This window comes from Pseudoalteromonas phenolica, from assembly GCF_001444405.1.
In the GTDB taxonomy this organism is placed as follows: Bacteria; Pseudomonadota; Gammaproteobacteria; order Enterobacterales; family Alteromonadaceae; genus Pseudoalteromonas; species Pseudoalteromonas phenolica.
Genome location: NZ_CP013187.1, coordinates 2,211,304 through 2,238,057, shown reverse-complemented (window position 1 = coordinate 2,238,057; position 26,754 = coordinate 2,211,304). Strand labels below are relative to the sequence as shown.

Sequence of the window (26,754 nt, the reverse complement as noted above, 5' to 3'; positions counted from 1 at the left end):
TTACTTAGAATAATTGCGTTGTAAATCTAAGCCAAATTTATTAACATTTGCAATCGTTCTGCACTTCAAATAATTATAATCAAAAGAGAATTACGGTAATTTGTAGTTCAACAGTGAAGAGAGCTTTTATGTCAACATTGGTATTAATTTGTGATGATTCCAAACTTGCGCGTAGGCAATTAGCCCGTTCGTTGCCAGAAGACTGGGATATCAAGGTTGAATTTGCAGAACACGGCTTAGATTGCCTTGAGAAGATCAAACAATTCTCTCCAGAAATACTTTTCTTAGATCTCAATATGCCACACATGGATGGATACGAAGTACTGCAGGCTATCAATGAGCAGCAATTAAATGTTTTGACAGTGGTAGTGTCTGGAGATATTCAACCTAACGCGCATGAGCGTGTCATGTCTCTTGGTGCAATTGATTTTATTCGCAAGCCTTGTGATAAAGAAAAATTAATTGAAATCATTGAACAACACGGAATCCGAGACAGAGCAATTCGTGAGAGCCTAGTCCATAAACTAGGTGAGCAAGTTGATTCTGAGTTACGTGACATTTATCAAGAGTTAACAAACGTAGCTATGGGTCAGGCGGGCGATTTACTCGCAAGGCTGCTAAATGTCTTTGTTGAGCTGCCTATACCAAATGTCAATGTGCTAGAAGTAAGCGAACTTCATATGGCACTGCAAGCTATTGATGCTAATGCATCGACTTCTGGTGTGTGTCAGGGGTTCATCGGCGGCGGCGTTTCAGGTGAAGCTTTATTACTATTAAATGACTCTAGCTTTAAAGAAATTGCCTCATTAATGAATTACTCTGGTGAGTTAAATAATAAAGTTGAGTTAGAGCTGCTGATGGATATCAGCAATATATTGATTGGTGCTATTTTATCAGGGTTATCACGTCAACTAGATATGCCATTTAGTCAGGGCCATCCTGTTGTGTTGGGTCAACACTGTGAGGTAGCAGACCTGGTAAAAGCTAATAAAGGTCGCTGGCAAAGAACATTAGCGATTGAAATTAGTTATGGTATTGAAGATCATGATATTAAGTGTGACCTAATGCTGTTATTCACTGAGGATTCTATCAAAACCCTCAAATACAAAGTTGCTTACTTACTAGAAGAATAATCATATGCCTGCTGCAGATTTTGACATGAATGAAGTTCACTGGCTGATGGATATGTTTAACACCGTTGACGTAGGTCTAGTTGTGTTAGATAGAAATTATCAAGTCTGTGTGTGGAATGGTTTTATGGAAAACCATTCAGGGCTGCTACCCAGTGCGGTTAAAGATAAAGACATTTTTGACTTGTTTCCGAGTTTAGATGAAAAGTGGTTTAGAAGTAAAACAGAACCAGTTTTTGTGCTAAAGAACCGTTCTTTTACGATTTGGGAGCAACAACCATACATCTTCAAATTCAAAAACTATCGTCCAATCACCGGTAAAGCTGATTATATGTATCAGAATTCTACGATTATTCCTTTGACGACTCTCACTGGTGAAGTAAGTCATATTTGTTTGATTATTTATGACGTAACTGATGAAGCAGTTAACAAACAAGACCTAGAATTAGCTAATCGTCAACTAGAGAAAATGAGCCGTACAGATAGTTTAACCAAGCTTTCAAACAGGGGATTCTGGGAAGATCAGCTTAAAAAAGAGTACTTACGATTACAAAGAAGCCAAGGTGTAAGTAGTCTGTTAATGTTTGATATAGACTTTTTTAAGAAGATTAATGACGAGTATGGTCACGGTGGTGGAGATGAAGCAATTAGGCATATCTCTGACTTACTGAAGAAAACCCTAAGGGAGTCTGATACTGCTGGTCGTTATGGTGGTGAAGAATTTGCTGTCACCCTAGTCGATACACCTCAAGAGGGGGCTGTTGTTTTCGCAGACAGATTAAGGTCACTTATTGAGAAGTCATCTATTTTTTATGATGATAAAGTAATTAATGTAACAGTGAGTATCGGTGTCGCCACCTTCTCAAGTGAATTCCAAAAGCATGAAGAGTGGATTGAAGCCGCTGATACTGCGTTATACCATGCAAAAGAAACAGGCCGTAATCGCGTTGCTTGTTATAGTCAGGAAATGAAAGAGTAAGCTGATTAGTTTCAGCTTACTTTTTTTGTATCTTCTTCTTTAGGGCATTGAGCAATAGTATCAACGATACCAGCCTCATTAACTTGTTCAAGTCGAACGGTAAAACCCCAAAGCCGATAAAGATGCTTTATTACTTCTGCTTTAGAGTCATGAAGCGGGATGCCATTTTGAGGCACATATCGAAGGGTTAACGACCGATCTCCTCTTACATCTACATTATAGACTTGTATGTTAGGTTCATGATTGCTTAAGTTATACTGCGCTGAGAGTGCTGAGCGTACTTTTTGGTAGCCTTCTTCATTATGGATAGCACCGACTTCTAAATGTGGCGCCTTTTGTTTATCGATAATGGTGAAGAGTTTGAAGTCTCTAATTAGTTTTGGGGATAAAAACTGACTAATAAAACTTTCATCTTTGAAATTTTGCATGGCGAAATGCAATGTATCAAGCCAGTCAGCGCCCGCAAATTCAGGAAACCAACGCTTATCCTCTTCGGTTGGGTTTTCGCAGATACGTCTGATATCTGTCATCATATTAAAACCAAGCGCATATGGGTTTATGCCAGAATAGAATTTACTATTGTAAGGTGGCTGAAATACAACGTTCGTATGGCTTTGAAGAAATTCTAACATAAATGCATCTGATAGTTTTCCTTCATCATAGAGGTGATTCAGAATAGTGTAATGCCAGAATGTAGCCCAACCTTCGTTCATGACTTGGGTTTGTTTTTGTGGATAGAAATACTGCGAAATTTTACGTACGATCCTAATCACTTCTCGCTGCCATGATTCCAATAGTGGTGCGTTTTTCTCAATAAAATATAAAATATTTTCTTGAGGCTCAGATGGAAAGCGAGCCTGATTTACAGCTTCTTCTTGCTGGTTCTTTGGAATAGTTCGCCAAAGCTCATTCACTTGAGATTGTAAATAGTCTTCTCGCTCCTTTTGGCGCTTCTGTTCTTCATACATTGAAATTTGTTGGGGTCGTTTATATCTATCGACACCATAGTTCATCAGCGCATGGCAAGAGTCTATAAGGTTTTCGACTTCATCAATACCATATTTCTGTTCACACTCAGAAATATAGTTTTTGGCGAATAGTAAGTAATCTATGATAGAAGATGCATCGGTCCAAGTCTTAAATAAGTAGTTGCCTTTGAAAAACGAGTTATGTCCGTAGCATGCATGTGCCATTACCAGCGCTTGCATGGGCAGGGTATTCTCTTCCATCAAATAAGCGATGCAAGGGTTTGAATTTATTACAATTTCGTATGCTAAACCCATTTGGCCACGGCGATAATTTTGTTCAGTTTGAATAAACTTTTTGCCATACGACCAGTGACTATAACCAATAGGCATACCTACACTAGAATAGGCATCCATCATCTGTTCTGCAGTGATAACTTCAATTTGATTTGGATACGTGTCTAAACGATAAAACTCCGCTACTCGAGCAATTTCAGCTTGGTATTCTTCAAGTAATTCAAATGTCCAATCAGGACCATCGTTGATCGGATTATATGTCATAACCCCTCCTTAAGACTAAGCGGCGCCTTGGTGTTGTTTTTGGTTCTTTTTAAATAACTCTCTAAATATTGGGTATATATCTTCAACACTACGAATATGCTGCATTGCAAAGTTACTATGCGTTTGCGCGATACCCTGATATTCTCGCCATAAGCTTTGATGAGCGCGTGTTGTTATTTCAATATAAGCGTAATACCGTACAGTTTTAAGTAGTTTATTTGTTAAAATATCGGTGCAATGTGGAGAATCATCTGCCCAGTTGTCTCCATCTGAAGCTTGTGCAGCGTATATATTCCAATCACCTTGTGAATAACGCTCTTTTACTATTTCATCCATAAGTTTGAGTGCGCTAGATACAATGGTGCCACCTGTTTCTTGAGAATAAAAAAACTCTTGCTCGTCGACTTCCTTAGCTTGAGTATGATGGCGAATATAAACGACTTCGATGTCTTTATAAGTTCGAGTTAAAAACTGATAGAGCAAGATGTAAAAACGTTTTGCCATATCTTTAGTCGCTTGATCCATAGAACCAGATACATCCATTAAACAAAACATAACAGCTTTGCTTGTTGGGTGAGGGCGCTTTTCATAATTACGAAAACGCAAATCATAATTATCAATAAAAGGCACCGCTGCTATCTTTCGCTTAAGCTCTTCTATTTCAAGCTTTAGATTATTGATCTGGTGTTCGGGAGGCACGCTTTCATTCATTAATGCTTTAAGCTCATCCTCAACTTCTTTAAGTCTACGCTTTTTCCCGGCAGACATAGCTACTCTTCTTGCTAAAGATCCCTGCAATGAGCGGACGATATCAAGATTACTTGGCATACCGTCATTACAAAACCCTGATCTGTGGGTTTTCATTTGTACTAATTTATCAAGTTGACTTTGTTGAAGGTTAGGAAGCTCTAAGTCTTCGAACAACAGATCGAGGTACTCATCCTTCGATATTGAAAAAACAAAATCATCTTGACCTTCTCCCTGATCGCTTGCTTCACCTTCGCCGCCGCCGCCCCCTTGACCTGAAGGCGGACGTTGTATCTTGTCACCAGTACTAAATTGGTCATTTCCGGGATGGATCATATCGCGATCCCCCCCTTTACCTTGATGAAATACAGGTTCACTGATATCTCTTTGCGGTATTGAAATGCTTTCACCACTACTTATATCGGTGACACTTCTTTTATTAATTGCATCTGATACCGCTTCTTTTATCTGTTTTTTATACCGCCTGATAAAGCGCTGACGATTCAACGTACTTTTATTCTTCCCATTCAGGCGACGGTCTATAAAATGTGCCATAAATCACCCTCCAAGAACCCAAGCTTTACTGAGACTTCCTAACTCTTAAATACCATTCAGATAGCAGGCGAACCTGTTTTTCTGTGTAGCCTTTTTCAACCATTCGATTTACGAAGTCTTCGTGTTTCTTCTGGTCTTCAGCAGACGTTTTGGCGTTGAATGAAATCACAGGTAGAAGATCTTCAGTGTTCGAGAACATTTTCTTTTCTATGACAGTACGTAGTTTTTCATAGCTAGTCCAAACTGGATTCTCACCGTTATGATGCGCTCTAGCACGAAGAACAAAGTTAACAATTTCGTTTCTGAAGTCTTTCGGATTAGAAATGCCCGCAGGTTTTTCTATTTTCTCAAGCTCAGCATTTAAAGCTGCCCTGTCGAATAGTTGGCCTGTATCTGGGTCACGATATTCTTGATCTTGGATCCAGAAGTCAGCATAAGTGACATAACGATCAAAAATATTTTGACCATATTCGGAGTAAGATTCTAAGTAAGCGGTTTGCAATTCTTTGCCAATAAACTCTACATACTGAGGAATTAAGTAGCCTTTTAAGTGGCTGAGGTAACGCTCTTGCACTTCGGCATTAAATTGTTCACGTTCAATTTGCTGTTCAAGTACGTAGAATAGGTGAACAGGGTTGGCTGCAACCTCAGCATGATCGAAATTGAAGACTCGAGATAGAATTTTGAAAGCAAAGCGAGTTGATAAGCCTGTCATACCTTCATCGACACCAGCATAATCTCGATACTCTTGATAAGACTTGGCCTTTGGATCTGTGTCTTTTAAACTTTCACCATCATACACTCGCATTTTAGAATAAATACTTGAATTCTCCGGTTCTTGTAACCTTGAGAGTGAAACAAACTTAGCGAGGGTTTCGAGCGTACCAGGGGCACACGGTGCAGCAGACAGCTCACTATTGTCCAATAGCTTTTGATAAATTTTGACCTCTTCGGATACTCTCAAGCAATACGGCACTTTTACAATGTAGACACGATCTAAGAACGCCTCATTGTTTTTATTATTCTTAAAACTTTGCCATTCAGATTCGTTTGAGTGAGCTAAAATCATACCGTTATATGGTAGTGCTGAAATGCCTTCTGTACCGTTGTAGTTACCCTCTTGTGTTGCAGTTAAAAGAGGGTGAAGTACTTTAATTGGTGCCTTAAACATTTCAACAAATTCCATCAGGCCTTGGTTGGCTAAGCACAAAGAACCAGAGTATGCATAAGCATCAGGGTCATTTTGCGCATAATGTTCAAGTTTGCGAATATCTACTTTACCAACCAGTGCCGAAATGTCTTGATTGTTTTCATCACCAGGTTCAGTTTTAGCAATCGCGACCTGATCAAGAATTGATGGATAACGTTTCACGACTTTGAACTGGGTAATGTCACCACCAAATTCGTGTAGACGCTTTGTTGCCCATGGAGACATAATTGTTTTTAAGTAACGTGGCTTAATGCCATATTCTTTCTCTAACAAATTTGCATCTTCAACGGGGTTGAATAAAGAAAGAGGGTGGTCGTTAACAGGCGAACCTTTGATGGCATAAATCGGAACTTGCTGCATTAGATATTTCAGCTTTTCCGCAATCGAAGACTTACCACCACCAACAGGTCCTAATAGATACAGCACTTGTTTACATTCTTCTAAACCTTGCGCAGCATGTTTTAAGTATGAAACAATTTGTTCAATTGCTTCTTCCATACCATAAAATTCACTAAAAGCTGGATATCTCGCGATTACACGATTAGAAAATAACCGGCTTAACCTTGCATCTGTTGAAGTATCGACCATCTCAGGCTCACCAATAGCCATGAGTAAACGTTCTGCTGCACTTGCATACGCCGATTTATCGTTCTTACAGATCTCTAGAAATTCAGCGATTGAATATTCTTCTTCTTGGGAAGCTTCATATCTGGCTTGATAATGTTCGAATATTGTCATAACGACCTCCAAATAACCTGTGTGAGCTAAGAATAAGAAACTATTTAATAGTAAAAGGTATAACTAAAGCTTAGACATGAAATCAGGAAATTGCCTAAAAAATCCAAATATTTAATTGATGAATGATAAAGTGAGAAATATAAAAAAGGCGCCAATAGGCGCCTTTATACAATTATCTGCAATTAAAGATATATTAAGCTAGGTTGCTATTAGCAAATTCCCAGTTAACAAGTGCCCAGAAACCTTTAAGGTATTCAGGACGCACATTGCGGTAATCGATATAATAAGCATGTTCCCAAAGGTCAACAGTTAAGATTGGTGTAACACCTTCTTCAGTCAACGGAGTTGCTGCGTTTGAAGTATTAACGATATCTAGTGAACCGTCAGCTAGTTGCACAAGCCAAGTCCAGCTTGAACCGAAGTTATTAACTGCTTTGTCATTGAAAGCTTCTTGGAATGCTGCGAATGAGCCCCATTTCGCATTGATTAGTTCTGCTACTTTGCCTGTAGGCTCGCCACCTGCATTTGGTGCAAGGCTATGCCAATAGAAAGTGTGGTTCCAGATTTGTGCTGCGTTATTGAAAACGCCACCTTCAGAGTTGCGTACTACTTCTTCAAGAGTTTTATCAGCAAAGTCAGTACCTTCAACTAAACCATTTAATTTCACTACATAAGTGTTGTGGTGCTTACCGTGGTGAAATTCTAAAGTTTCTTTAGAAATATGTGGTTCTAGCGCATCGATTGCATAAGGTAATGACGGTAGTTCAAAAGCCATGGTTATCTCCATTTGTTATGTATTTTGCTAATTACGACTGAAACATAGACTACTGAAGCCCAGATTTCTATACGAATTAACTTTATAGTGATACTATAATTCCTGAGTATTTTACTCAAGTTTAGGCAAACAGCAATGGCGTAGTTAGAGACTATTTGTTTTATTTGCCAAAAATGCGTGTTTTACCACGTAACGAATTCGATTTTTCATGGCTACGCATCGTCACATAGAGGTTAATAAATGGAAACCATTGATAAAATTAAGCAACAAATTTCTGAAAACCCAATCATTTTATACATGAAAGGCTCACCTAAGCTGCCTAATTGTGGTTTTTCTTCACAAGCATCTCAGGCATTAATGGCTTGTGGTGAACAGTTTGCTTATGTTGATATTCTTTTAAATCCAGATATTCGTGCTGAGTTACCTCACTATGCGAACTGGCCGACTTTCCCACAGCTTTGGGTTGAAGGTGAGCTAATCGGTGGTTGTGACATTATTTTAGAAATGTTCCAAAAGGGTGAGTTGCAGCCGTTAATTAAAGAAACTGCTGACAAATATAGAGATGAAAGCGAAGAAGCTTAATCTAATTTATTCATTATCAAGAGCTCGAACTAATGTTCGGGCTTTTTTTTGTCTGAATTTTACCTTAATAAAAAATGGGCAAAAAAAAGCCCGCTAAAAAAGCGGGCAAAACAACAAGTTGAAGGAAGTAATAAGGGAACATTAAATACATAAAGTTGTATCTAAATAAGCAATACGACAATCAGAAATCATATTACTAAAATCTGTTTCGGTAAGATGTCTTACTGGAACGAGAAATATAATACGAGTTTTATTATTTGTTATCAAACTAGAAAATTTATACATTTCAAATCAAAAAAACTAATGCGAAGGTGCTTTTGATGACGTTTGTTCTTGATTTGCATTTGCCATTCTTTATTTATATTGTTGATTTAAATAGGAAAGTCATATTTTAATCACTTTTCTCTTGATTAGTTAATTTGTTGGAAATTGGTATTACCAATGCTGTTTTGAGGGTTTATTCATGTATTGTGAATAAGTGCTTTGATTTATGCATTATCCTTTCATAAATAAGCGTCAGTTCAGTTTGCCGCTATTAACATCAAAATTTGGCAGAACTCTCATCATAATCACATGGTCTTAATTAGATTTTCTGTCAGGGTAAAAGCGCAAACTTTAGAACGGTTTTTGAACAAAAAGGACTGAATTAGAGAAATAAAACCAGTGGCTTAGTAAATTAAGAATGCTATTTAAACAGTTTGTCGTTAAATCACTTTAATTCGTAGTAATCAGATTGTCAGGTTTGAAATGTCTGGGTAAACTAAATGAACTATTAGCGCACGACATTGTCGATGAATAAGCTGATGGCGCTGAACGCCCAAACACAACTATTTTAGGAGTATAACAAAGTGGAATCGGGTCTAAATTTCGTTGATCTTATATTAAAAGCAAGTTTATTAGTTCAACTAGTTATGTTGACGTTAGTGGGCATGTCAATTGCTTCGTGGGCAATCATCTTTCAGCGCAAGTCGATTATTTCAAAGGCTATGAACCATACTAAAAAGTTTGAACAAAAATTTTGGTCAGGTATGGAACTCAGTAAGCTATATAATGAAATAAGTGCGCGAACAGGTAGCCCTGAAGGTTTAGAAGCATTATTTGTGTCTGGTTTTAAAGAATTTGCAAGGCAAAAGAAAAGCTCTAATCAAAGCACAGGGCTTGTTATTGAGGGGACACATCGCTCAATGCGTGTAGCACTTTCTAGGGAAGTAGAAAAACTAGAATCTAGCCTTTCGTTTTTAGCAACAGTGGGTTCAATTAGCCCTTACATCGGTTTATTCGGAACTGTGTGGGGTATTATGAATGCCTTTATTGCATTAGGTGAGGTTCAGCAAGCAACACTTCAAATGGTTGCACCAGGTATTGCCGAAGCACTTATCGCGACTGCTATAGGTTTATTTGCCGCTATACCTGCTGTAATGGCTTATAATCGTTTTGCAAAGAATGTTGAAAAGCTTGAAAGTCATTATATTAATTTTATGGAAGAGTTTGCGAATATACTTCATCGCCAAGCTGCAAATTCGGTAGAGGCTAAATAACATGTACTTACGTAAGAAACGACGTCCGGTTGCAGAAATAAACGTAGTACCGTACATCGATGTTATGTTGGTACTCCTTATTATTTTTATGGCGACAGCTCCTCTTATCACCCATGGCGTGAAAGTAGATCTCCCTAAAATGTCAGAATCTGATTTAGTTGAGACAAAAGAGGCGCCACCTATTATAGCGAGTATTGATGCTGAAGGCCGCTATTATGTGAGTGTAGGAACAGATCCAGAAGCACCAATGGACGCGGTTGAGGTTGCAGCAGTTATTAAGCTCAAACTCCAACAAAATCCTGAAACGCCAGTTTTAATTAAAGGTTCAGGCCGAGTTTCTTATCAAGAAGTACTTCTGTTGATGGATTTTTTGAAAAATGCAGGTGTGCCTTCGGTAGGGTTAATGACCAAGTCGTTTGAGGAGTAGTAATGGAATCATTAACCAGCGGATTAATTAAGTCATCCTTACTTCACGTTGCATTAGGGGGATTTCTATTTGCTACGGCAAATTTTGAAATGCCCGCGCCAACAGTAATGGAAGTTCAACTCAACTCAGTTGTTGAGGAACAAGAAGAAAAGGTTGTCTCAGCTGTATCGGTTGATCAGAAGCTTGTAGAACAAAAAATTGCTGAACTTAAACAGCAAGAAGACAAAAAAAAGCGTGCTGAAGAAAAGCGTATTAGAGACTTAGAAAAACGCGCGCAACAAGCGAGGAAAGAGCGAGAGGCTGAAGCGCGGCGAATTAAAAAGTTGGAGCAACAACGATTAGCTAAGTTAGAAGAAAAACGAAAGGCTGAAGCTCAAGCTAAAAAAGCCAGAAAAATTGAAGAAAAACAGAGAGCCGATGCTGAAAAAGCCAGAGCTGAAAAGTTAGCTGCAGAAAAAGCAGCTAAAGCTGCCTCTGACAAGCGAAAGGCTGAAGAAGATGCATTGCGTAAGGCTGAAAATGCCAGGAAAAAACGTGAAGCAGAAGAAAAACGTCGTGCAGAAGAAGCCGAAAAAGCACGCTTAAAGGCACTCGAAGAGCAATTGCTTCAAGAGCAATTAGCTCAAGAACAAGCTGCAAGAAATAAGTTAAGAAAGCAGCAGGTTTTGAGTGAAGTTGAGAAGTTTCAGGCGCTTATTTCACAGCGTATCCAGTCCAACTTACTGACTGATGAAGCAATGAGAGGCAAAGAGTGTCGTGTAAATATTAGACTTGCTTTCAATGGATTAGTGACAAGTGTGAAACCTCTCGGAGGGGATAAACTTGTCTGTGATGCTGCTTTAAGAGCTATTCGCTTAGCGGACACTTTACCTGTTTCTAAAGATAAAGATGTATTTGAACAACTCAAAAACATCAATTTAACAATTAAACCTGAACTATAAGGAAAACTATGCTCAAGCGATTAAAAGTACTACTAGTTTGCTTAGTTTTATCTATTCAAAATTATGCTTTTGCGGCCCTAGAAATTGTCATCACTGAAGGGGTAGACAGTGCAAGGCCTATTGCCATCGTTCCGTTTAAATTCGAAGGTGTAGGTGAGTTACCTATGCAATTAAGCGATGTTATTGCAGCTGACTTAACACGAAGTGGTAAGTTTAAGCCATTAGCTTTGACTGATTTACCGCAAATGCCCTCTACAGATGATGATTTAGATTACGACGCTTGGGTGTCAAAAGGTGTTGAAGCTGTTCTGGTTGGTTCAATTACACAGCAGCCAGCTGGTCGTTATCTAGTTAAGTACGAATTAATCGATGTGATCAGAGCGCAAATTACTGGTGGTGAAACGCGTATGATGACCAATGGTCAGCTAATGAAAAGTCAGGATCATATTCAAGAATCTCGTCAGTCGATCATTAATGAAGCGGGTTTTAGAAGCTATGCGCACCAAATCAGTGATGTAGTTTATGAATCACTAACAGGTGAAAAAGGGGCGTTTAGGACGAAAATTGCTTATGTCATTGTTCGAGAAAATACTGATAAGCCCTACCAACTGGTTGTAGCGGATTATGACGGCTATAACGAGCAAGTATTGCTTCGCTCAAATGAGCCATTAATGTCACCAGCTTGGTCTCCAGATGGAACGAAACTGGCTTATGTCACTTTTGAAAACCGCCAGTCACAAATTATTTTGCAAGACCTGTACACTGGTAAGCGCGAAATTATCACAAGCTACCCTGGTATAAACGGTGCGCCACAATTCTCGCCTGATGGGAAAAAATTACTTATCGTACTTTCTAAAGACGCGGGTGGTGCAACTGAGGTTTACCTATTAGACTTAGAAACACGTAAGGAAAAGCGTCTTACTAAGCACAGAAGTATAGATACTGAGCCGTCTTGGCACCCGAACGGGAAAGAAATTGTCTATACATCGGAAAGGGGTGGTAATGCTCAGATATATAAGTTAAATTTACAAACAGGTAGATCAAAGCGTGTCACCTTTGATGGCGATATGAACTTAGCCGGTTCAATTACACCTGACGGCAAACAGCTTGTTATGGTGAATAGAACGTTAGGAAAGTACCATATTGCGAAAAAAGAATTAAATTCAGGGTTATTCCAAGTGCTAACACGTACTCGTTTAGACGAGTCACCAAGTATTGCGCCGAATGGCTCTATGATTATGTATAGTACCTTGTACAATAACAAACAGGTATTAGCTCTGGTTTCTATGGACGGCAGGTTTAAAGCACGTCTTCCTGTTACTGATGGGCAGGTAAAGTCACCAGCATGGTCACCTTTTTTACAGTAGTTTTACTGGTATAAATTTTTGATATAGGAATATACTCGATGCAACTTAACAAAACCTTAAAAGCTTTATTGGTCGCTTTACCAGTAATGACACTTGCAGCATGTAGCTCATCTTCTAATGTTGACGAAAGTGCAGCAAATCAAACTAATGCTGCTAACGCATCACAATCTGGTAGCAACGTTGAAGTAAACACTTTAACACCAGAGCAAGCTGCAGCTGAGAAACTACAACAGAAATACGAAGCGCTTCGTCAAGAGCAGATCGTTTATTTTGATTTTGATAAATCAAGTATTCGTGGTCAGTATGCTGAACTTCTTCAAGCTCACGCAGACTTCCTAGTTAAAAACCCAAGTGTTAAAGTGCTAGTTGAAGGTCATGCGGATGAGCGTGGTACGCCTGAGTACAACATTGCATTAGGTGAAAGCCGTGGTAAGTCAGTTGCTAAATACCTACAAAGCCTAGGTGTTTCTGACAGCCAAATCTCAGTAGTGAGCTACGGTGAAGAGAAGCCAATGGTAAAGTCTCGCACTGAAGAAGCTTTTGCTAAAAACCGTCGTGCGGTTTTAGTTTACTAATTTGAAAGAGTGATTATGAAGCCGAAATATATTTTGGCAGCCATAATGATGAGCGGGAGCACCCAACTATGGGCTGCTCCCGCTCCTGTATCTGAGGCTGCAAACTCGACCCAAACAATAGAACAGCGTTTAGCCCAGCTCGAAAGCATGATGAAAACACGTAACTTGCTTCAGGTAGAACTTCAGCAACAACTTAACTTGCTGCAAGATGAAGTGTCTCAAGTAAGAGGCGTGACAGAAGAGCAAAGTTATAAACTTGAAAAAGTGTTACAAAGACAACGAGAGTTATATCAAGAAATAGAAAATCGTGTTTCTAAGGTTTATGAGCAGTCAAGCGTAACGACTTCTGCGAATGTCGCAGTTAACAGTTCGCAAGCGATCAGTAGCGACCTATCTGAAAACGAGGCCTATGACCGAGCTGTTGCTTTGATCATGAAAGATAAGCGTTATGATGCGGCTATTCCAGAATTACAAAACTTCTTAACCGCTTTCCCTAATTCTGTATATATGCCAAATGCGCACTATTGGTTAGGTCAGTTGTTTTCAATAAAGAATAACGACGCACAAGCGCGAATTCATTTTCAAGATGTTGTGAGTAATTATCCGAACTCAAATAAACGTCCTGATGCTTTATTAAAGTTAGGTATTATCTTCCAAAAAGAAAACAACTTTGAAAAAGCCAAAGAGTTGTTGAATACTCTAATTAAAGAATATCCAAGTACGACTGCTGCAAAATTAGCCACAGAACGTCTTGGTAAGATGTAATGGCATAATATTTTGCCAGTATGGTTTAAAATTAGGCGCTTAGACGCAAAAACTGAAAAAAACTACGCATTTCAGTTGCACTCATTTTTTAAATAAGTATTATAAGCGCCCGCAGCAGGCGATTGATTCAAATCACTTGTTGCACTAAGTGGGTCATTAGCTCAGTTGGTAGAGCAGTGGACTTTTAATCCATTGGTCGATGGTTCAAGTCCATCATGACCCACCACTTATTAAGTTTTGATATCCTGCGGGTCATTAGCTCAGTTGGTAGAGCAGTGGACTTTTAATCCATTGGTCGATGGTTCAAGTCCATCATGACCCACCATTACTTAATTAAGAACTGATATCCGAGCGGGTCATTAGCTCAGTTGGTAGAGCAGTGGACTTTTAATCCATTGGTCGATGGTTCAAGTCCATCATGACCCACCACTTTTAATAAGTGTCAGATATCCCCGAGCGGGTCATTAGCTCAGTTGGTAGAGCAGTGGACTTTTAATCCATTGGTCGATGGTTCAAGTCCATCATGACCCACCACTTCTTAATTAGCTAGATATCTCATGAGCGGGTCATTAGCTCAGTTGGTAGAGCAGTGGACTTTTAATCCATTGGTCGATGGTTCAAGTCCATCATGACCCACCACTTCTTAATAAGTTTGATATCCAGAGCGGGTCATTAGCTCAGTTGGTAGAGCAGTGGACTTTTAATCCATTGGTCGATGGTTCAAGTCCATCATGACCCACCACTATTTGAAGTATCTGATATCCTCGAGCGGGTCATTAGCTCAGTTGGTAGAGCAGTGGACTTTTAATCCATTGGTCGATGGTTCAAGTCCATCATGACCCACCACTTACTTTTAAGTGTCGAGATCCCTAGAGCGGGTCATTAGCTCAGTTGGTAGAGCAGTGGACTTTTAATCCATTGGTCGATGGTTCAAGTCCATCATGACCCACCATTTACTTTAAATATCGATATCCTTTGAGCGGGTCATTAGCTCAGTTGGTAGAGCAGTGGACTTTTAATCCATTGGTCGATGGTTCAAGTCCATCATGACCCACCATCTCAAAAAATCTTAATTCCTATCTGTATGGGTCATTAGCTCAGTTGGTAGAGCAGTGGACTTTTAATCCATTGGTCGATGGTTCAAGTCCATCATGACCCACCATACACCTCTATGTTCATTAAATTTTAATAATCCTGCACTATTCGCGTCACAGACTAGGATTATCAACTTCAATTTCGTATAATTCGCGTCAATTTTGCAAAGTGCACTGATGGTCGAGAAATGAGTTTAGCAGAACAAATTATGCCAGAGGATTACATCTTTCCTCCAAAGCCGGCGCCTCTTAATGACGCCGAAAAAGCTGAATATAAAGCACGTATAAAACAACTTCTAAAAGATAAAAATGCCGTATTGGTTGCGCATTATTATACAGATCCTGAGATCCAAGCATTAGCTGAAGAAACTGGCGGCTGTGTTGCAGATTCTTTAGAGATGGCACGTTTTGGTGCTAACCAAGAAGATAAAGACATCATTATCGTAGCGGGTGTTCGTTTCATGGGTGAAACGGCAAAGATATTAACGCCTAACAAAACCGTTGTTATGCCAACACTTGCAGCAACCTGTTCACTCGATGTGGGCTGTCCAATTGATGAATTCTCAAAGTTTTGTGATCAATACCCTGATCGCAAAGTAGTGGTTTATGCGAATACGTCTACGGCGGTAAAAGCCCGTGCAGATTGGATCGTAACCTCTTCTTGCGCCCTTGAAATTGTTGAACATCTGGACTCTGAAGGTGAAAAAATCATTTGGGGTCCTGATAAGCATCTAGGTTCTTACATTCAGAAGAAAACTGGTGCTGATATGATCATGTGGAATGGCGCTTGTATCGTTCACGATGAGTTTAAAACGAAAGCGCTGAAAGATATGAAGGCACTGCACCCAGATGCTGCAGTTTTAGTCCACCCTGAGTCTCCAGCCGAAATTGTTGACCTTGCTGATGCTGTAGGCTCGACAAGTCAGCTAATTAAAGCTGCACAAGACATGGATAATCAAAAGTTCATTGTCGCAACTGATCGCGGTATTTTTTACAAGATGCAACAGCTATGCCCAGAGAAAGAGTTCTTTGAAGCACCAACAGCTGGTGAAGGTGCAACTTGCAAGAGCTGTGCTCACTGTCCTTGGATGGCGATGAATGGCCTTAAAGCAATCGAAGAGGCACTTGTTAGTCCTGAAGGTAAAGAAGTGTTTGTTGATATGGACTTACGTGAAGGGGCACTGCGCTCTCTCAATCGTATGTTAGATTTCTCTTCGAACTTGAAGAAGTAATCAAATTTGCCGATAAGTTAAGCAGTTAGCTCAGCATATTGGCAAAAAAGCTTGCTTAAGTGTGGTGCTTTACTTAGTATAGCTTCGCGCTTAGGCGCAAGTGGAGAGGTGGCTGAGTGGCTGAAGGCGCACGACTGGAACTCGTGTATAGGCTAACCCCTATCGAGGGTTCGAATCCCTCCCTCTCCGCCATTCCTCATTATTAGAAAATTTCAATTAATCTCCATATTTCTCCCTTTAAAGGGTACATATGCAAAATTCTTTATTCCTATCTTAATACTATTCGATTAGAATTGTCTTCCGTCAAAGAAATTGGACTTTAACTGTGTTTTTGCTGCTCATGGTTAGCGAATGAATGGTGCTTTAGTTCGAACTATCATTTATTGATTGGAAGTATTATGCAAGAAGAGCTACTTAACTCGGTCATCAAAATTACAAAAACTCGTGATGTTGACTCTTTAGAATACAGTTTAATATCGACCATACAGGAGTTTATAGGTTGCCAAGAAATTGGTATTTATAAAGATTTACAAGTGCAAGGCCAGTTAGTGATTGAGCGAAGCTTGTGCTTAAAAGTATTGCCTCATGACGATTTTTTATGGGAAGACCGTGATGTAGTCAAAGAGCCACCTTCAGAGCTGGTTTCTTGTTTACAGTCTGCTTGTATCATCACAGTTCAGTCTGCCGACGGAACTGAACGCCGTTGGTTGCCTATCACATTACAAGAAAAGCCTATAGGTGCAATTGCAATAGTGAGTAAAGGGCTTAGCAGCCCAGATCAAGTCTTGCTAAATGCTTTTTGTCGAATATTTGAAAATTACTTAAGTATTCTGCATGAAAATGAGCGCGATAAATTAACGGGTTTATTAAACCGTCAAACATTTGAGAAGAAACTGAAGCAATTACTTGAAAAGCAATTGATTGATCATCATAAATCTTCTTACCCTAATGACAGTCGAAAGCGTGGCATGGGTGCAACTTCATGGTTGGCGATGGTAGATATTGATCACTTTAAAAAGATAAATGACAGTTATGGCCATGTCTGTGGTGATGAAGTGTTATTAATCTTGGCTCAAAAGATGCGTCAGTACTTTAGATCGAGCGATTTGATTTTCAGATTCGGTGGTGAAGAGTTTGTCTTAGTATTTGAGCCTTGTAACTACGATTCTATCAAAGCGAAAATTGAAAAATTCATGGAGTTAGTAAGAAGTACACACTTTCCATTCGTGAAAACCATGTCCGTAAGTATCGGAATGTCACGCATAAGCCCTTACGATTTTCCAATTACTGTACTCGAGCAGGCGGATAAAGCACTTTATTTTGCTAAAGAAAATGGTCGAGACAAGCTATGCTTCTACGAGGAGCTTATAGAACAAGAGCTTATCGCCCAGCAGAGCGATGAAAGTAACGACATCGACCTGTTCTAGTTCATTTTAAAATCATCAAAAGTGCAGTTTGTTTGGGCTGCACTTTTATTTCTACCAGTTTTAGCCCCTTAAGACTATTTCAATTCTTTCCAAGCTAGCTTTCAGGTTTATTGGCTATATATTGTTTTTATTAAATAAATTAAACTAGAAACAGTAATTTTTTCATATGCATTGGAACGCAAAGGCTTGTCATCATGTTACATATCATTCAGTCAAATCGGATGGAGGCGTTGCAATCGCAACTCCATAAAGTATTAGACACAGCGCCGCTAGACAGTATTTTTAGTAAAGAAATTATCCTTGTTCAGTCACCGGGTATGTCGCAGTGGTTAAAACTGGGAGTGAGCCAACATTCAGGTTTGGCTGCGCAACTCGATTTTCCATTGCCTTCAAGCTTTATTTGGCAGCTATATCAGACATTTCTACCGCAAGTTCCGAAAGAGTCACCTTTTAACAAAGCGAATTTAACTTGGAAGCTGATGACGTTGTTGCCTGAGCAACTCGGATTACCTGTTTATGAGCCTCTGAAACGTTACTTAGAAGATGATGAAGCTGGCAAAAAGCGTTTTGCTTTGTGTGAAAAAATTGCTGACGTGTTCGACCAATATTTAATGTATCGTCCCGAGTGGTTAGATACATGGGAGTTGGGCATGGATGAATTGCCGGATGTAGACGTTTCTATAGCGCCATGGCAGCCTGACTTATGGCGAAAGCTTGTTTCATTAACTGAAGATTTAGGGCAAAGTCCTTACCACCGTGCCAACATGCATGGCATGTTACTCGAAGCCTTAGCTGAAGCCTCTGCGGAGCACTTACCTGAGAGAATAAGTTTATTTGGTCTGTCCGCCATTCCAAGTAGTCAGCTTGAGATTTTCCAAGCGTTAGCTCAGAAAACCAATGTGTTGCTGTTCTTGTTCAATCCGAGTGAGCACTATTGGGGAGACGTGGTTGACGAAAAAACACAGGCTAAAATAGCCGCTAAATTTGTAAAGTATCCAGAGCTCGAAGCGCAATCAGGGGAATATTTCCAAATCGGTAATCCGCTCTTATCGGCATGGGGTAAGTTAGGTCGAGATTATTTTGAACAGCTGCTGCAATTGGACGCCTCATGGATAGATGGATTTGTCGAAGACTTTAGCGATAACTTACTGGGCAAAGTACAAAAAGAAATTTTCGATTTATCCTTTAAAGGCGAAACCCTAGTCGAAGACACACAGTGGTTTATAAACGATGAGGGTCAACTACCTATCGAAGAAGAAGATAACTCTATTGTGTTTCAAGACTGTCATACGCCACTTCGTGAAATTGAACGCTTACATGACCATATATTAGCTTTGATGCACGAAGATCCAAGCCTTACTCCGAAAGACTTTATTGTTATGATGCCAGATGTAGCTAAATACAGTCCTTATATCGAGGCTGTATTTGGCGGGGCAACCGCAGAGCGATATATACCTTACTCGTTGGCAGATTTAGCCATTGATCAAGAAAAACCCGTGATCAATTCATTTTTGTCTTTGGTTGATTTACCTTTTAGCCGCTTTGGCGTATCAGATATCTTGGATTTATTTGCGGTTGAGCCAATTGCGAAACAATATCAGTGTAGTGAAGATGAGTTTGAGCAGTTCAGATTTTGGCTTGAAGAAGTTGGAGTACGCTGGGGCATCAACGCAGAGCATAAAGCCGAGCATGAACTACCTAAAATGCACCTTAATACCTGGCAACAAGGCTTAAATCGTTTATTGCTTGGCATTGCTATGAGCGATGAATCTTTAGCATTTGAAGGCATTTTCCCAAGCGATCAAGTTGAGGGTATGGCCACTGAGTCTCTCAGTAAACTGATTCACTTTATTGATGATTTAATTAGTCACAAAAATATTTTGAGTGAACAAAGCTCCCTTAATGTTAAAGCCGAACAGCTCAAATCACTGATAAAAACCTTCTATCATCCAGATTCAGATCAAAGCTGGGATCTGCAAGTGCTCAATAAAGTGATTGATACTTTACAGACCCACTTTGACAATAAAGATATGCTTGAAGCGGTAAGCCCTGAAATTATCAGTTACTGGGTTAAACAAGGGGTTGCACAGAAAGGCGTAGGGCAACGTTTTCTCGTTGGAGCTGTTAACTTTTGTACGTTAATGCCCATGCGTGCTGTACCGTTCAAAGTCGTTTGTCTACTTGGTTTGAACGACGGTGACTATCCGCGAAGTGTTCAGCCTATAGGCTTTGATCTTGTATCGCAAAGTCAGCGTAAAAAAGGTGACCGTTCACGTAAACTTGATGACAGGTATCTATTTTTAGAAGCATTATTGAGTGCGCGAAAACAACTATTTCTGAGCTACGTAGGTCGCTCTTGCTACAACAACGAGCCGCAAGTACCTTCAATTTTGGTCAGCGAACTTATTGACTACATTGACCGTTGTTTTTATATCGAAGGTAAAGCGTGTAAACCTTCTGAGCATTTATTAAATCAAGCCACACTGCAGCCATTTTCTTCGTTAAATTATATTGAGAGCGAGCAACAAAGCTTTAACCCCACTTGGTTGATTTCAGAGGTCTACAAAGAGCAGCAGAGTAATGAAAATAACACAAGCTTTAGTGAAGGCCTGCCAAATCCGTTTGATACAGCGGAGCATGAGCTAGATATCAATCAGTTGATCCGAGCCGTTTTAAATCCACAAGTAGCGTTTTATCAGCAACGTGTGGGTGTGCGATTATACAATACGGAAGAAGTGATAGAAGATGATGAACCATTTGCACTCGATGCCTTGTCTCGCTATCAATATCTTGATGAATTATTGACAGATTCTTTGAATGAAGCAGAAAAAGCCCCTGAGCAACTTTTACAACGAGGCGACTTGCCACAAGCCGAAGTCGGTAAAGTGCAACTTGGTCTATTACAGCAAAGGATCACCCCCCTAGCTGAGCGTTTAAAAACATCACTCATATCACAATCAGAAGCAGTAGAAATTGATATCGACTGCGGTGCAATAAGACTACAAGGGTGGCTCGATAAACTCTTTGCGTCGCAACAAATCTTTTATCGCCCAGCGAGTATTAAAGCCAAAGATAAGGTTAGTGCGTTTCTTTACCATTGCGCATCGAATTGTATGGGCCAATCGATCACGACTTCTGTTTATGGTTTAGACGAGCAAGTTAGCTTTGCTCCATTGGAGGCAGAAGAGGCCAAAACGGAGCTACAGAAATGGGTCAATTTTTACATTTCGCTTATGAGCCGTCCCCAACCTTTCTTTGTTGCATCTAGCTATGAATATGCGCTCACTGAAGACATCAATAAGGCGGCCAATAAATTTAACGGTGGCCAATATATTGGCATGGGTGACAGTGAAAACCCATATGTGGCGCTCGACTTTAAAAACCTGTTTGATTTCGAAGCTGAGTTTGTCAGCCTAAGTAAATCGTTATTTGGCACACTGATTGACCTTGCGAAGGAAGAAAAATATGCAAATGCTTGATCCAACAGTCATGCCTTTGGTTGGGCAAAACTTAATTGAAGCCAGTGCAGGGACGGGTAAAACCTACACCATTACGGGCTTGTATTTACGTTGCTTACTGGGTTTGACTGTACCTGAGCAAGAGAGCACGCCATTAAACGTTGAGCAAATCTTAGTGGTAACTTTTACTGATGCGGCAACTGCAGAGATCAGAGACCGAGTAAGAAAACGCATTGTCGAAGCGCGGGATGTGTTACTCGGTAAAGGATCAAAAGACGACCTCATTCTGCGAGTGTTAAAAGACGTTAAAGACAAAAAGCAGGCTTTTACGTTACTTGATGCTGCAGCCAAGTCGATGGATGAAGCCGCGATTTACACCATTCATGGTTTCTGCCAGAAAATGCTGAAACAGCATGCTTTTGAATCGAACATGGGCTTTAACCAAACGTTTGTACTCGACAGTGCAGATTTAATCGACCAAGCAGTAAAAGACTATTGGCGCAGTTTTATTTACCCGCTCGATACCGATACCACTCAGACTATTTTAGAGCATGTGCCAAACCCCCAATCTCTGAATAGTAAAGTGAGTAAACTGCTGAGTAAGGGTAATATCACTATAACACCAAGTTATGACTTAGATGATGTACTGGCCACTAAAGCGCAATACCAGCAACAAGCACAAACATTTAAAAGTGCGCTGTTAGCAAGCGACTTCTTTACTGCATTAGATAATTCGGGCCTTGCGAAAAACAAAGCGCCTGGGCGAGTAGCGAATATTGCGGCTTTAATTGACTACTGCCAATCGGATAGTTGGTATTTTGAATTTGGCTCTGCGAAGCACTCATTCAACTTGTGGAGTGAAGAAACGCTTTCAGACAGTCAGTATTACAAGAAAGGGCAATCGCCGATGTCGCATCCCTTGCTTAAATCGTTTTCTGAGATGTTTGCACTACACCAGAAGTTACAAGAAGGGTTACCGCTGGCCATAGTTCAACAGGCGGCGAAGCAAGTTGCGACCTTACTAGAAAAACAAAAACGAAAGCAGGGGGTTTTAACGCCTGATGATTTGCTTACTCAGTTGCATGCTGCACTCACTGCTGAACAAGGCGAGCTATTAGCTGAGAAAATTGCCACGCTTTTCCCAATGGCGATGATCGATGAATTCCAAGATACGGATCCCATTCAATACGGTATTTTTCAATCGATTTACGGCACGCGCGAAACGACTACTTTGACTATGATCGGCGATCCAAAGCAGGCGATTTATGGGTTTAGGGGGGCAGATATTTTCACCTATATCCATGCCAAAAAGCAGGTGCAAGAAACACATCAATATACCCTTGCGACTAACTTCCGCTCTGCAAAAGGCGTGGTCGATGCAGTTAACAGTATTTTCAAGCAAAACGAGAATAGCTTTATCTATAATAAAGACATTCCGTTTGAAGCCGTGGCTGCAAATGGCAAAAAGCCCGACGAAGGCTTTGAGATAAGCAATGAGCCTGCAGCACCATTGTGTTTTAGCGTTTTAAAAGATACCTCTGAGGTCACCAGTAAAGGCGTGGCGCATCCAGCGCTGGCTGAGCTTTATGCCAGTAAAACTGCGACGCTTTTGAATCAAGCACAGCAGGGTGAAGCCACAATTGCAGGCGCACCAGTGGCGGCAGGAGATATTTGTTTTTTAGTACGAGACAGAAATGAAGCGGCTTTGATAAAACGTGCTCTAACCAATAAAGGCATAGACAGTGTGTATCTTGCTCGAGAGAGTGTTTTCCAGCAGCCAGTTAGCCAAGCCTTGATGCAATTTTTGATGGTGCTTCATGGTCCATACGACGAAGCTCTATTAAGAGGAGTTTTGGCTAATGATTTATTTGGTTTGAATTACCAGCAAATTTTTGCATTGCAGAACGAATCAGACAACCTTAAAGCAGCTCAAAATCATGTAGTACATAAAACCTGGCAGGAGTATTTGTTACAGTTTTCTAAGCTAAAAGCTTTGTGGTACAAAAAGGGCGTGATGGCGATGCTTGAGCAATTGTTGGTTGAGAATGACCTCCCCTTGCTGTGGCAACAAAAAGGCCATCACGTAGAGCGTTGGTTAACGGACTACCGTCACCTTGCAGAGCTCTTACAACATAAGCAAATTGAACTCGAAGGCACACAACGGGTTTTGCGTTGGTATGAAAAACAGTATACCGAGTCGTTAAGCGATACCGCACAGGTACGTTTAGAAAGCGACGAGAACCTAGTTAAAATCATCACCATGCACGCCTCAAAAGGATTGGAATATCCAATAGTGTATCTACCGTTTGCTAGCGGCTATCGTGAAGCGAGCGAAGCGATTTATCATAAAGACGACGCGTTGGTGTATGACCTATCTAAATCCGATGACGCGATGCAACTGGCTGAAAAAGAGCGTTTAGCTGAAGATATTCGTCTGCTGTATGTAGCCCTTACACGCGCTGTACACCACTGCGATGTGGGCATGTATAACCTAGCCGAGGGGCGCAGTAAAAAGCCAGGTATTACTCGCACAGCACTGGGTTACGTGCTCTTTGCGCCAGATTTGATGACTTCTGCAGAGCAATGGCATGCGCGACTTGACGCACTTTGTACAAGTGATGCAAATTTACAGGTCGCTTATTTTGGTATTAATGCTTTGCCAAGCGAAAGTTATACACCGACTCAACAAGCGCAGACGATTGAGTGCTCAGTAAAAGCCGTGTCAGCGCATATTGAGCGCGATTGGCGAGCAACCAGCTTTAGCCAGTTAACCTATCATCAAGATCACGATGACAGACCATTAGGTGCAATTGATGAAAACCACTTGCTTGACCTACCATTGGCAGAAAGCCAAGAAACCCTAGATGCTTACACCTTTCCAAAAGGGGCTAAAGCGGGTAGCTGCTTACACGAAATTTTTGAGCTTATTGATTTTAGTGAGCCAGAAATGCCGCAATCACCTAACCTGACACTAGAGGAAGCAGTAAAGCAGACACTGGATAAATTTGGTTTTGAAGAGAAATGGCAAGCACCGGTCAAGCAATGGGTATCAGCGTGTCTGGCATGCAAACTTGATAGTCATTTAGCGCTTAAAGACATAACGCCTGCACAGCGTTTAGTGGAGATGGAGTTTAATTTACCTCTTGCGCCATTAAATCAAGTGACGCTTAATAATATTGTCTCAAACATCACCCAGCATCCGAGTAACCTTAAATTTGATAATGTCAAAGGGCTACTTAAAGGCTTTATAGATTTAATCTTCGAGCATCAGGGCAAGTATTATATTCTTGATTACAAATCGAACTACTTAGGGGATGCACCGAGCGACTACGCCAGCGATAACCTAGTGCAAGCCATGAACGCACATCAATATCATCTGCAATATATGATTTATACCGTGGCATTACATCGCTTACTTAAAGCACGCTTACCTAACTATCAGCCAGAGCACCATTTAGGTGGCGTCTATTATGTTTTCTTACGCGCCATGGGTGACGGAGAAGGAGTGTTCTTTAAACAGCTATCTCTCAGTGAACTTGAACAGTTAGATGCCTTATTTTTACAAGGAGCAACATAATGGAACAAACCGATTTATTTGCTCAACCCGCATTCACAGCGCCTTTTGATCATCAAAGCTTTATTGCGCTTTTAATCGAGCAAGAAAAACTGCTTCACAGCGATATTGCGCTGGCGAAATTACTCAATGCGTCCAAAATTGATGACGCATTTTATCTAATCTTGCTGCTACTTAGAGCGCAAAGGCAGCAGCATAGCTGCTTGGAGTTAGAGCAGATTGACTGGCAAAATCCGTTTGCTCTGCCTTCAAAATTGCAAGGCGAAAATGTGTTAACCGCGCCTTGGTCTGAAGACAAACAAGCCGCGATAAAAGCGTTAGCGTCACACGCAGCTGTGGGTGACGATAAACCAATGAGGTTATTGAATAATAACTTATATTTAGCCCGTTACTTTGACTACGAAGCAAGCCTTGCTGAAGCTTTCCAAGCATTGAATGATAACAAAGTGACCCTGAACCTAGACACACTGACTGAATTACTCAATCACTTCTTTGATGATCAAAATGATATCGACTGGCAAAAAGTGGCGTGTGCGATGGCCGCATTAAATCGTTTTTGTGTGATCACTGGTGGCCCTGGTACAGGTAAAACCACTACAGTTACTAAGTTGCTGGCAATTTTACAGTCGCTGTATCGCAGTGCACCGCTGAGTATTAAACTGGTTGCACCAACAGGTAAAGCCGCTGCACGCTTAACAGAGTCAATGATAGGTGCAAAGAAAAAGTTAGTAGAAAGCGGCATGATAGATGGTGAGTTGTTTGATTTGTTGCCAGAGCAAGCGCAAACCATTCATCGCTTGCTGGGGGTCGTACCACATACTCATCACTTTAGGCATAACGAGCAAAACCCGCTGCACTTAGATCTACTTATTGTCGATGAAGCGTCTATGATAGATTTGCCCTTGTTAAGCAAATTAGTCAAAGCGTTACCATCTCATGCTCGCCTAGTCTTACTTGGTGACAAAGATCAATTGGCCTCAGTCGATACCGGTAATGTGCTCGGGGATTTATGTGAGCATCTAAAGTTGGGTGAGCAGCCCCATTACTCACAAAACTGTGTAAACGTACTTAATCAAATTTGTTTTAACAATGCGACAAAATTGCACGAAAAGCAGAGTTACTTTTTGCTTTGCGACAACATTGCATTCTTACAACAAAGCCATAGATTTAATGCTCAAAGTGGTATTGGTCAGTTGGCACAAGCGGTAAACAATAACGATCAGAGGCATTTACAACGGACCATTCAACATGGTTTTGAAGATTTAGAATTATATGATTTTAGTAACGATGCCTATCACGCGTTAATCGACAGAGCAGCAGGGCACTACCAAAATTATTTACGCCTTATTCAAAATAAACCCATCTTGAATGCGGAAGATGTGCAAGCTGTGCATCATGCTTTTAGCCAGTACCAGTTACTTGCCGCAGTGAAAGAAGGGCCTTACGGGGTAAACGCACTGAATCAACGTATTGAACAAAGACTGCATCAAGGTGGCTTAATCGATTTAACTCAGCGTCAATATGCAGGCTTGCCAATTATGATCACCCAAAACGACTATCAACTTAATTTATTTAATGGTGATATTGGTATTTTAGTCAATTATCAATCAAATAGTTCTGCATCGGCGAGTTTAAAAGCTGTGTTTGTTGATGAGCAAGGTCATGTACGGGACTTCTACCCGAATAGACTACCTAGGCACGAGAAGGTGTATGCCATGACCATACACAAATCTCAGGGCTCTGAATTTGCTCATACTGCAATGTTATTGCCGCCAATGCAAAGGGCGCATTCAGGTATAAACCGACAGTTGGTTTATACTGGGATCACGCGAGCAAAACAAAAATTCGAGCTGGTGGCACAGATGTCGGTTTTAACTCTTTCAATGTCTAGACAGTTGCAACGTTGTTCAGGTTTAAGGCAAAGATTGCAGACAAGTTAGTTCGTGAATACCAATCCTCAATAATACTCAATCATTTTGAGGGACTAAAACGGACGCTAACTTCGTTTAAAATTTCTTATTTACGACTGCATGGATGCAGAAGGTAGAACAATGCAGGAGCAATTGCCGAGAACAACTAAATAGCAAAATTTCCGCCTTGCCTACATGGATGTA

18 protein-coding genes and 11 tRNA genes are annotated in these 26,754 nt (G+C 40.5%); 25 read left to right on the top strand and 4 right to left on the bottom strand.

Annotated features, from left to right (window positions below; translation table 11 throughout):
• Positions 1-128: 128 nt before the first annotated feature.
• Positions 129-1,133 (top strand): response regulator, encoded by a 1,005-nt coding sequence (locus PP2015_RS09785; RefSeq protein WP_058030090.1) that lies wholly within the window; start codon positions 129-131, stop codon positions 1,131-1,133.
• A 4-nt stretch (positions 1,134-1,137) separates the two neighbouring features.
• Entirely contained in the window at positions 1,138-2,109 is a 972-nt protein-coding gene (locus tag PP2015_RS09780; protein WP_058030089.1) for a sensor domain-containing diguanylate cyclase, read from the top strand.
• 11 nt (positions 2,110-2,120) lie between these two features.
• Here PP2015_RS09780 and PP2015_RS09775 read toward each other — a convergent pair whose 3' ends face one another.
• The 4 genes from PP2015_RS09775 to PP2015_RS09760 all read right to left on the bottom strand — a co-directional run bounded on the left by PP2015_RS09775 (position 2,121) and on the right by PP2015_RS09760 (position 7,660).
• Entirely contained in the window at positions 2,121-3,635 is a 1,515-nt protein-coding gene (locus PP2015_RS09775; protein WP_058030088.1) for a SpoVR family protein, read from the bottom strand.
• Between the two features lie 15 nt (positions 3,636-3,650).
• A complete protein-coding gene (locus PP2015_RS09770) occupies positions 3,651-4,937 on the bottom strand; it encodes a YeaH/YhbH family protein (RefSeq protein ID WP_058030087.1) in 1,287 nt (428 codons plus the stop codon).
• A gap of 25 nt (positions 4,938-4,962) precedes the next feature.
• Positions 4,963-6,885 carry a PrkA family serine protein kinase gene (locus PP2015_RS09765; RefSeq protein WP_058030086.1) on the bottom strand — a complete coding sequence of 641 codons (1,923 nt, stop codon included), beginning with the start codon at positions 6,883-6,885 and terminating at the stop codon, positions 4,963-4,965.
• A gap of 193 nt (positions 6,886-7,078) precedes the next feature.
• A complete protein-coding gene (locus tag PP2015_RS09760; protein ID WP_058030085.1) occupies positions 7,079-7,660 on the bottom strand; it encodes a Fe-Mn family superoxide dismutase in 582 nt (193 codons plus the stop codon).
• 240 nt (positions 7,661-7,900) lie between these two features.
• Between PP2015_RS09760 and PP2015_RS09755 the strand changes: the two genes are divergently transcribed.
• The 23 genes from PP2015_RS09755 to recD all read left to right on the top strand — a co-directional run bounded on the left by PP2015_RS09755 (position 7,901) and on the right by recD (position 26,580).
• Positions 7,901-8,242 (top strand): Grx4 family monothiol glutaredoxin, encoded by a 342-nt coding sequence (locus tag PP2015_RS09755; protein WP_058030084.1) that lies wholly within the window; start codon positions 7,901-7,903, stop codon positions 8,240-8,242.
• 848 nt (positions 8,243-9,090) lie between these two features.
• The gene (gene tolQ, locus PP2015_RS09750; protein WP_058030083.1) at positions 9,091-9,780 is read left to right on the top strand and encodes a protein TolQ; all 690 of its coding nucleotides are present in this window, start codon (positions 9,091-9,093) and stop codon (positions 9,778-9,780) included.
• A gap of 1 nt (position 9,781) precedes the next feature.
• Complete coding sequence (tolR, locus tag PP2015_RS09745; RefSeq protein WP_058030082.1) at positions 9,782-10,207, top strand: protein TolR; 426 nt, start codon at positions 9,782-9,784, stop codon at positions 10,205-10,207.
• Positions 10,208-10,209: 2 nt separating this feature from the next.
• Positions 10,210-11,148: a cell envelope integrity protein TolA gene (tolA, locus tag PP2015_RS09740; RefSeq protein WP_058030081.1), complete on the top strand. Its 939-nt coding sequence runs from the start codon at positions 10,210-10,212 to the stop codon at positions 11,146-11,148.
• Positions 11,149-11,156: 8 nt separating this feature from the next.
• Positions 11,157-12,515 (top strand): Tol-Pal system beta propeller repeat protein TolB, encoded by a 1,359-nt coding sequence (gene tolB, locus PP2015_RS09735; protein ID WP_058030080.1) that lies wholly within the window; start codon positions 11,157-11,159, stop codon positions 12,513-12,515.
• Between the two features lie 38 nt (positions 12,516-12,553).
• The gene (pal, locus tag PP2015_RS09730) at positions 12,554-13,090 is read left to right on the top strand and encodes a peptidoglycan-associated lipoprotein Pal (RefSeq protein WP_058030079.1); all 537 of its coding nucleotides are present in this window, start codon (positions 12,554-12,556) and stop codon (positions 13,088-13,090) included.
• A 15-nt stretch (positions 13,091-13,105) separates the two neighbouring features.
• Positions 13,106-13,855, top strand: a complete 750-nt coding sequence (gene ybgF / locus PP2015_RS09725; RefSeq protein ID WP_058030078.1) for a tol-pal system protein YbgF — start codon at positions 13,106-13,108, stop codon at positions 13,853-13,855.
• Positions 13,856-14,005: 150 nt separating this feature from the next.
• A tRNA-Lys gene (locus PP2015_RS09720) sits at positions 14,006-14,081 on the top strand.
• Positions 14,082-14,104: 23 nt separating this feature from the next.
• Positions 14,105-14,180: transfer RNA gene (locus PP2015_RS09715), tRNA-Lys, on the top strand.
• Between the two features lie 28 nt (positions 14,181-14,208).
• Positions 14,209-14,284: transfer RNA gene (locus PP2015_RS09710), tRNA-Lys, on the top strand.
• Between the two features lie 29 nt (positions 14,285-14,313).
• Positions 14,314-14,389: transfer RNA gene (locus PP2015_RS09705), tRNA-Lys, on the top strand.
• A gap of 29 nt (positions 14,390-14,418) precedes the next feature.
• Positions 14,419-14,494 (top strand) — tRNA-Lys (locus PP2015_RS09700).
• Between the two features lie 27 nt (positions 14,495-14,521).
• Positions 14,522-14,597: transfer RNA gene (locus PP2015_RS09695), tRNA-Lys, on the top strand.
• A gap of 28 nt (positions 14,598-14,625) precedes the next feature.
• Positions 14,626-14,701: transfer RNA gene (locus tag PP2015_RS09690), tRNA-Lys, on the top strand.
• Between the two features lie 30 nt (positions 14,702-14,731).
• A tRNA-Lys gene (locus PP2015_RS09685) sits at positions 14,732-14,807 on the top strand.
• 29 nt (positions 14,808-14,836) lie between these two features.
• Positions 14,837-14,912: transfer RNA gene (locus PP2015_RS09680), tRNA-Lys, on the top strand.
• Between the two features lie 29 nt (positions 14,913-14,941).
• Positions 14,942-15,017 (top strand) — tRNA-Lys (locus tag PP2015_RS09675).
• 120 nt (positions 15,018-15,137) lie between these two features.
• The gene (gene nadA / locus PP2015_RS09670; RefSeq protein ID WP_058030077.1) at positions 15,138-16,181 is read left to right on the top strand and encodes a quinolinate synthase NadA; all 1,044 of its coding nucleotides are present in this window, start codon (positions 15,138-15,140) and stop codon (positions 16,179-16,181) included.
• Between the two features lie 102 nt (positions 16,182-16,283).
• Positions 16,284-16,373, top strand: a tRNA-Ser gene (locus PP2015_RS09665).
• 206 nt (positions 16,374-16,579) lie between these two features.
• Complete coding sequence (locus tag PP2015_RS09660; protein ID WP_058030076.1) at positions 16,580-17,608, top strand: GGDEF domain-containing protein; 1,029 nt, start codon at positions 16,580-16,582, stop codon at positions 17,606-17,608.
• 194 nt (positions 17,609-17,802) lie between these two features.
• On the top strand, positions 17,803-21,087 hold the full coding sequence (recC, locus tag PP2015_RS09655; protein ID WP_058030075.1) for an exodeoxyribonuclease V subunit gamma: 3,285 nt from the start codon (positions 17,803-17,805) through the stop codon (positions 21,085-21,087).
• A complete protein-coding gene (gene recB, locus PP2015_RS09650; protein ID WP_058030074.1) occupies positions 21,074-24,643 on the top strand; it encodes an exodeoxyribonuclease V subunit beta in 3,570 nt (1,189 codons plus the stop codon). The genes recC and recB overlap by 14 nt, the downstream gene beginning before the upstream one ends.
• Entirely contained in the window at positions 24,643-26,580 is a 1,938-nt protein-coding gene (recD, locus tag PP2015_RS09645; protein ID WP_058030073.1) for an exodeoxyribonuclease V subunit alpha, read from the top strand. The genes recB and recD overlap by 1 nt, the downstream gene beginning before the upstream one ends.
• Positions 26,581-26,754: the final 174 nt, after the last annotated feature.

Bases quoted from the DNA above. Each gene is read 5' to 3' on its own strand.
- recD (WP_058030073.1), top strand. From the start codon at position 24,643: ATGGAACAAACCGATTTATTTGCTCAACCCGCATTCACAGCGCCTTTT.
- PP2015_RS09770 (WP_058030087.1), bottom strand. From the start codon at position 4,937: ATGGCACATTTTATAGACCGTCGCCTGAATGGGAAGAATAAAAGTACG.
- recB (WP_058030074.1), top strand. From the start codon at position 21,074: ATGCAAATGCTTGATCCAACAGTCATGCCTTTGGTTGGGCAAAACTTA.
- ybgF (WP_058030078.1), top strand. From the start codon at position 13,106: ATGAAGCCGAAATATATTTTGGCAGCCATAATGATGAGCGGGAGCACC.
- PP2015_RS09785 (WP_058030090.1), top strand. From the start codon at position 129: ATGTCAACATTGGTATTAATTTGTGATGATTCCAAACTTGCGCGTAGG.
- recC (WP_058030075.1), top strand. From the start codon at position 17,803: ATGTTACATATCATTCAGTCAAATCGGATGGAGGCGTTGCAATCGCAA.
- nadA (WP_058030077.1), top strand. From the start codon at position 15,138: ATGAGTTTAGCAGAACAAATTATGCCAGAGGATTACATCTTTCCTCCA.
- tolA (WP_058030081.1), top strand. From the start codon at position 10,210: ATGGAATCATTAACCAGCGGATTAATTAAGTCATCCTTACTTCACGTT.
- PP2015_RS09775 (WP_058030088.1), bottom strand. From the start codon at position 3,635: ATGACATATAATCCGATCAACGATGGTCCTGATTGGACATTTGAATTA.
- tolR (WP_058030082.1), top strand. From the start codon at position 9,782: ATGTACTTACGTAAGAAACGACGTCCGGTTGCAGAAATAAACGTAGTA.
- PP2015_RS09755 (WP_058030084.1), top strand. From the start codon at position 7,901: ATGGAAACCATTGATAAAATTAAGCAACAAATTTCTGAAAACCCAATC.
- tolB (WP_058030080.1), top strand. From the start codon at position 11,157: ATGCTCAAGCGATTAAAAGTACTACTAGTTTGCTTAGTTTTATCTATT.
- pal (WP_058030079.1), top strand. From the start codon at position 12,554: ATGCAACTTAACAAAACCTTAAAAGCTTTATTGGTCGCTTTACCAGTA.
- PP2015_RS09760 (WP_058030085.1), bottom strand. From the start codon at position 7,660: ATGGCTTTTGAACTACCGTCATTACCTTATGCAATCGATGCGCTAGAA.
- PP2015_RS09780 (WP_058030089.1), top strand. From the start codon at position 1,138: ATGCCTGCTGCAGATTTTGACATGAATGAAGTTCACTGGCTGATGGAT.
- PP2015_RS09765 (WP_058030086.1), bottom strand. From the start codon at position 6,885: ATGACAATATTCGAACATTATCAAGCCAGATATGAAGCTTCCCAAGAA.
- PP2015_RS09660 (WP_058030076.1), top strand. From the start codon at position 16,580: ATGCAAGAAGAGCTACTTAACTCGGTCATCAAAATTACAAAAACTCGT.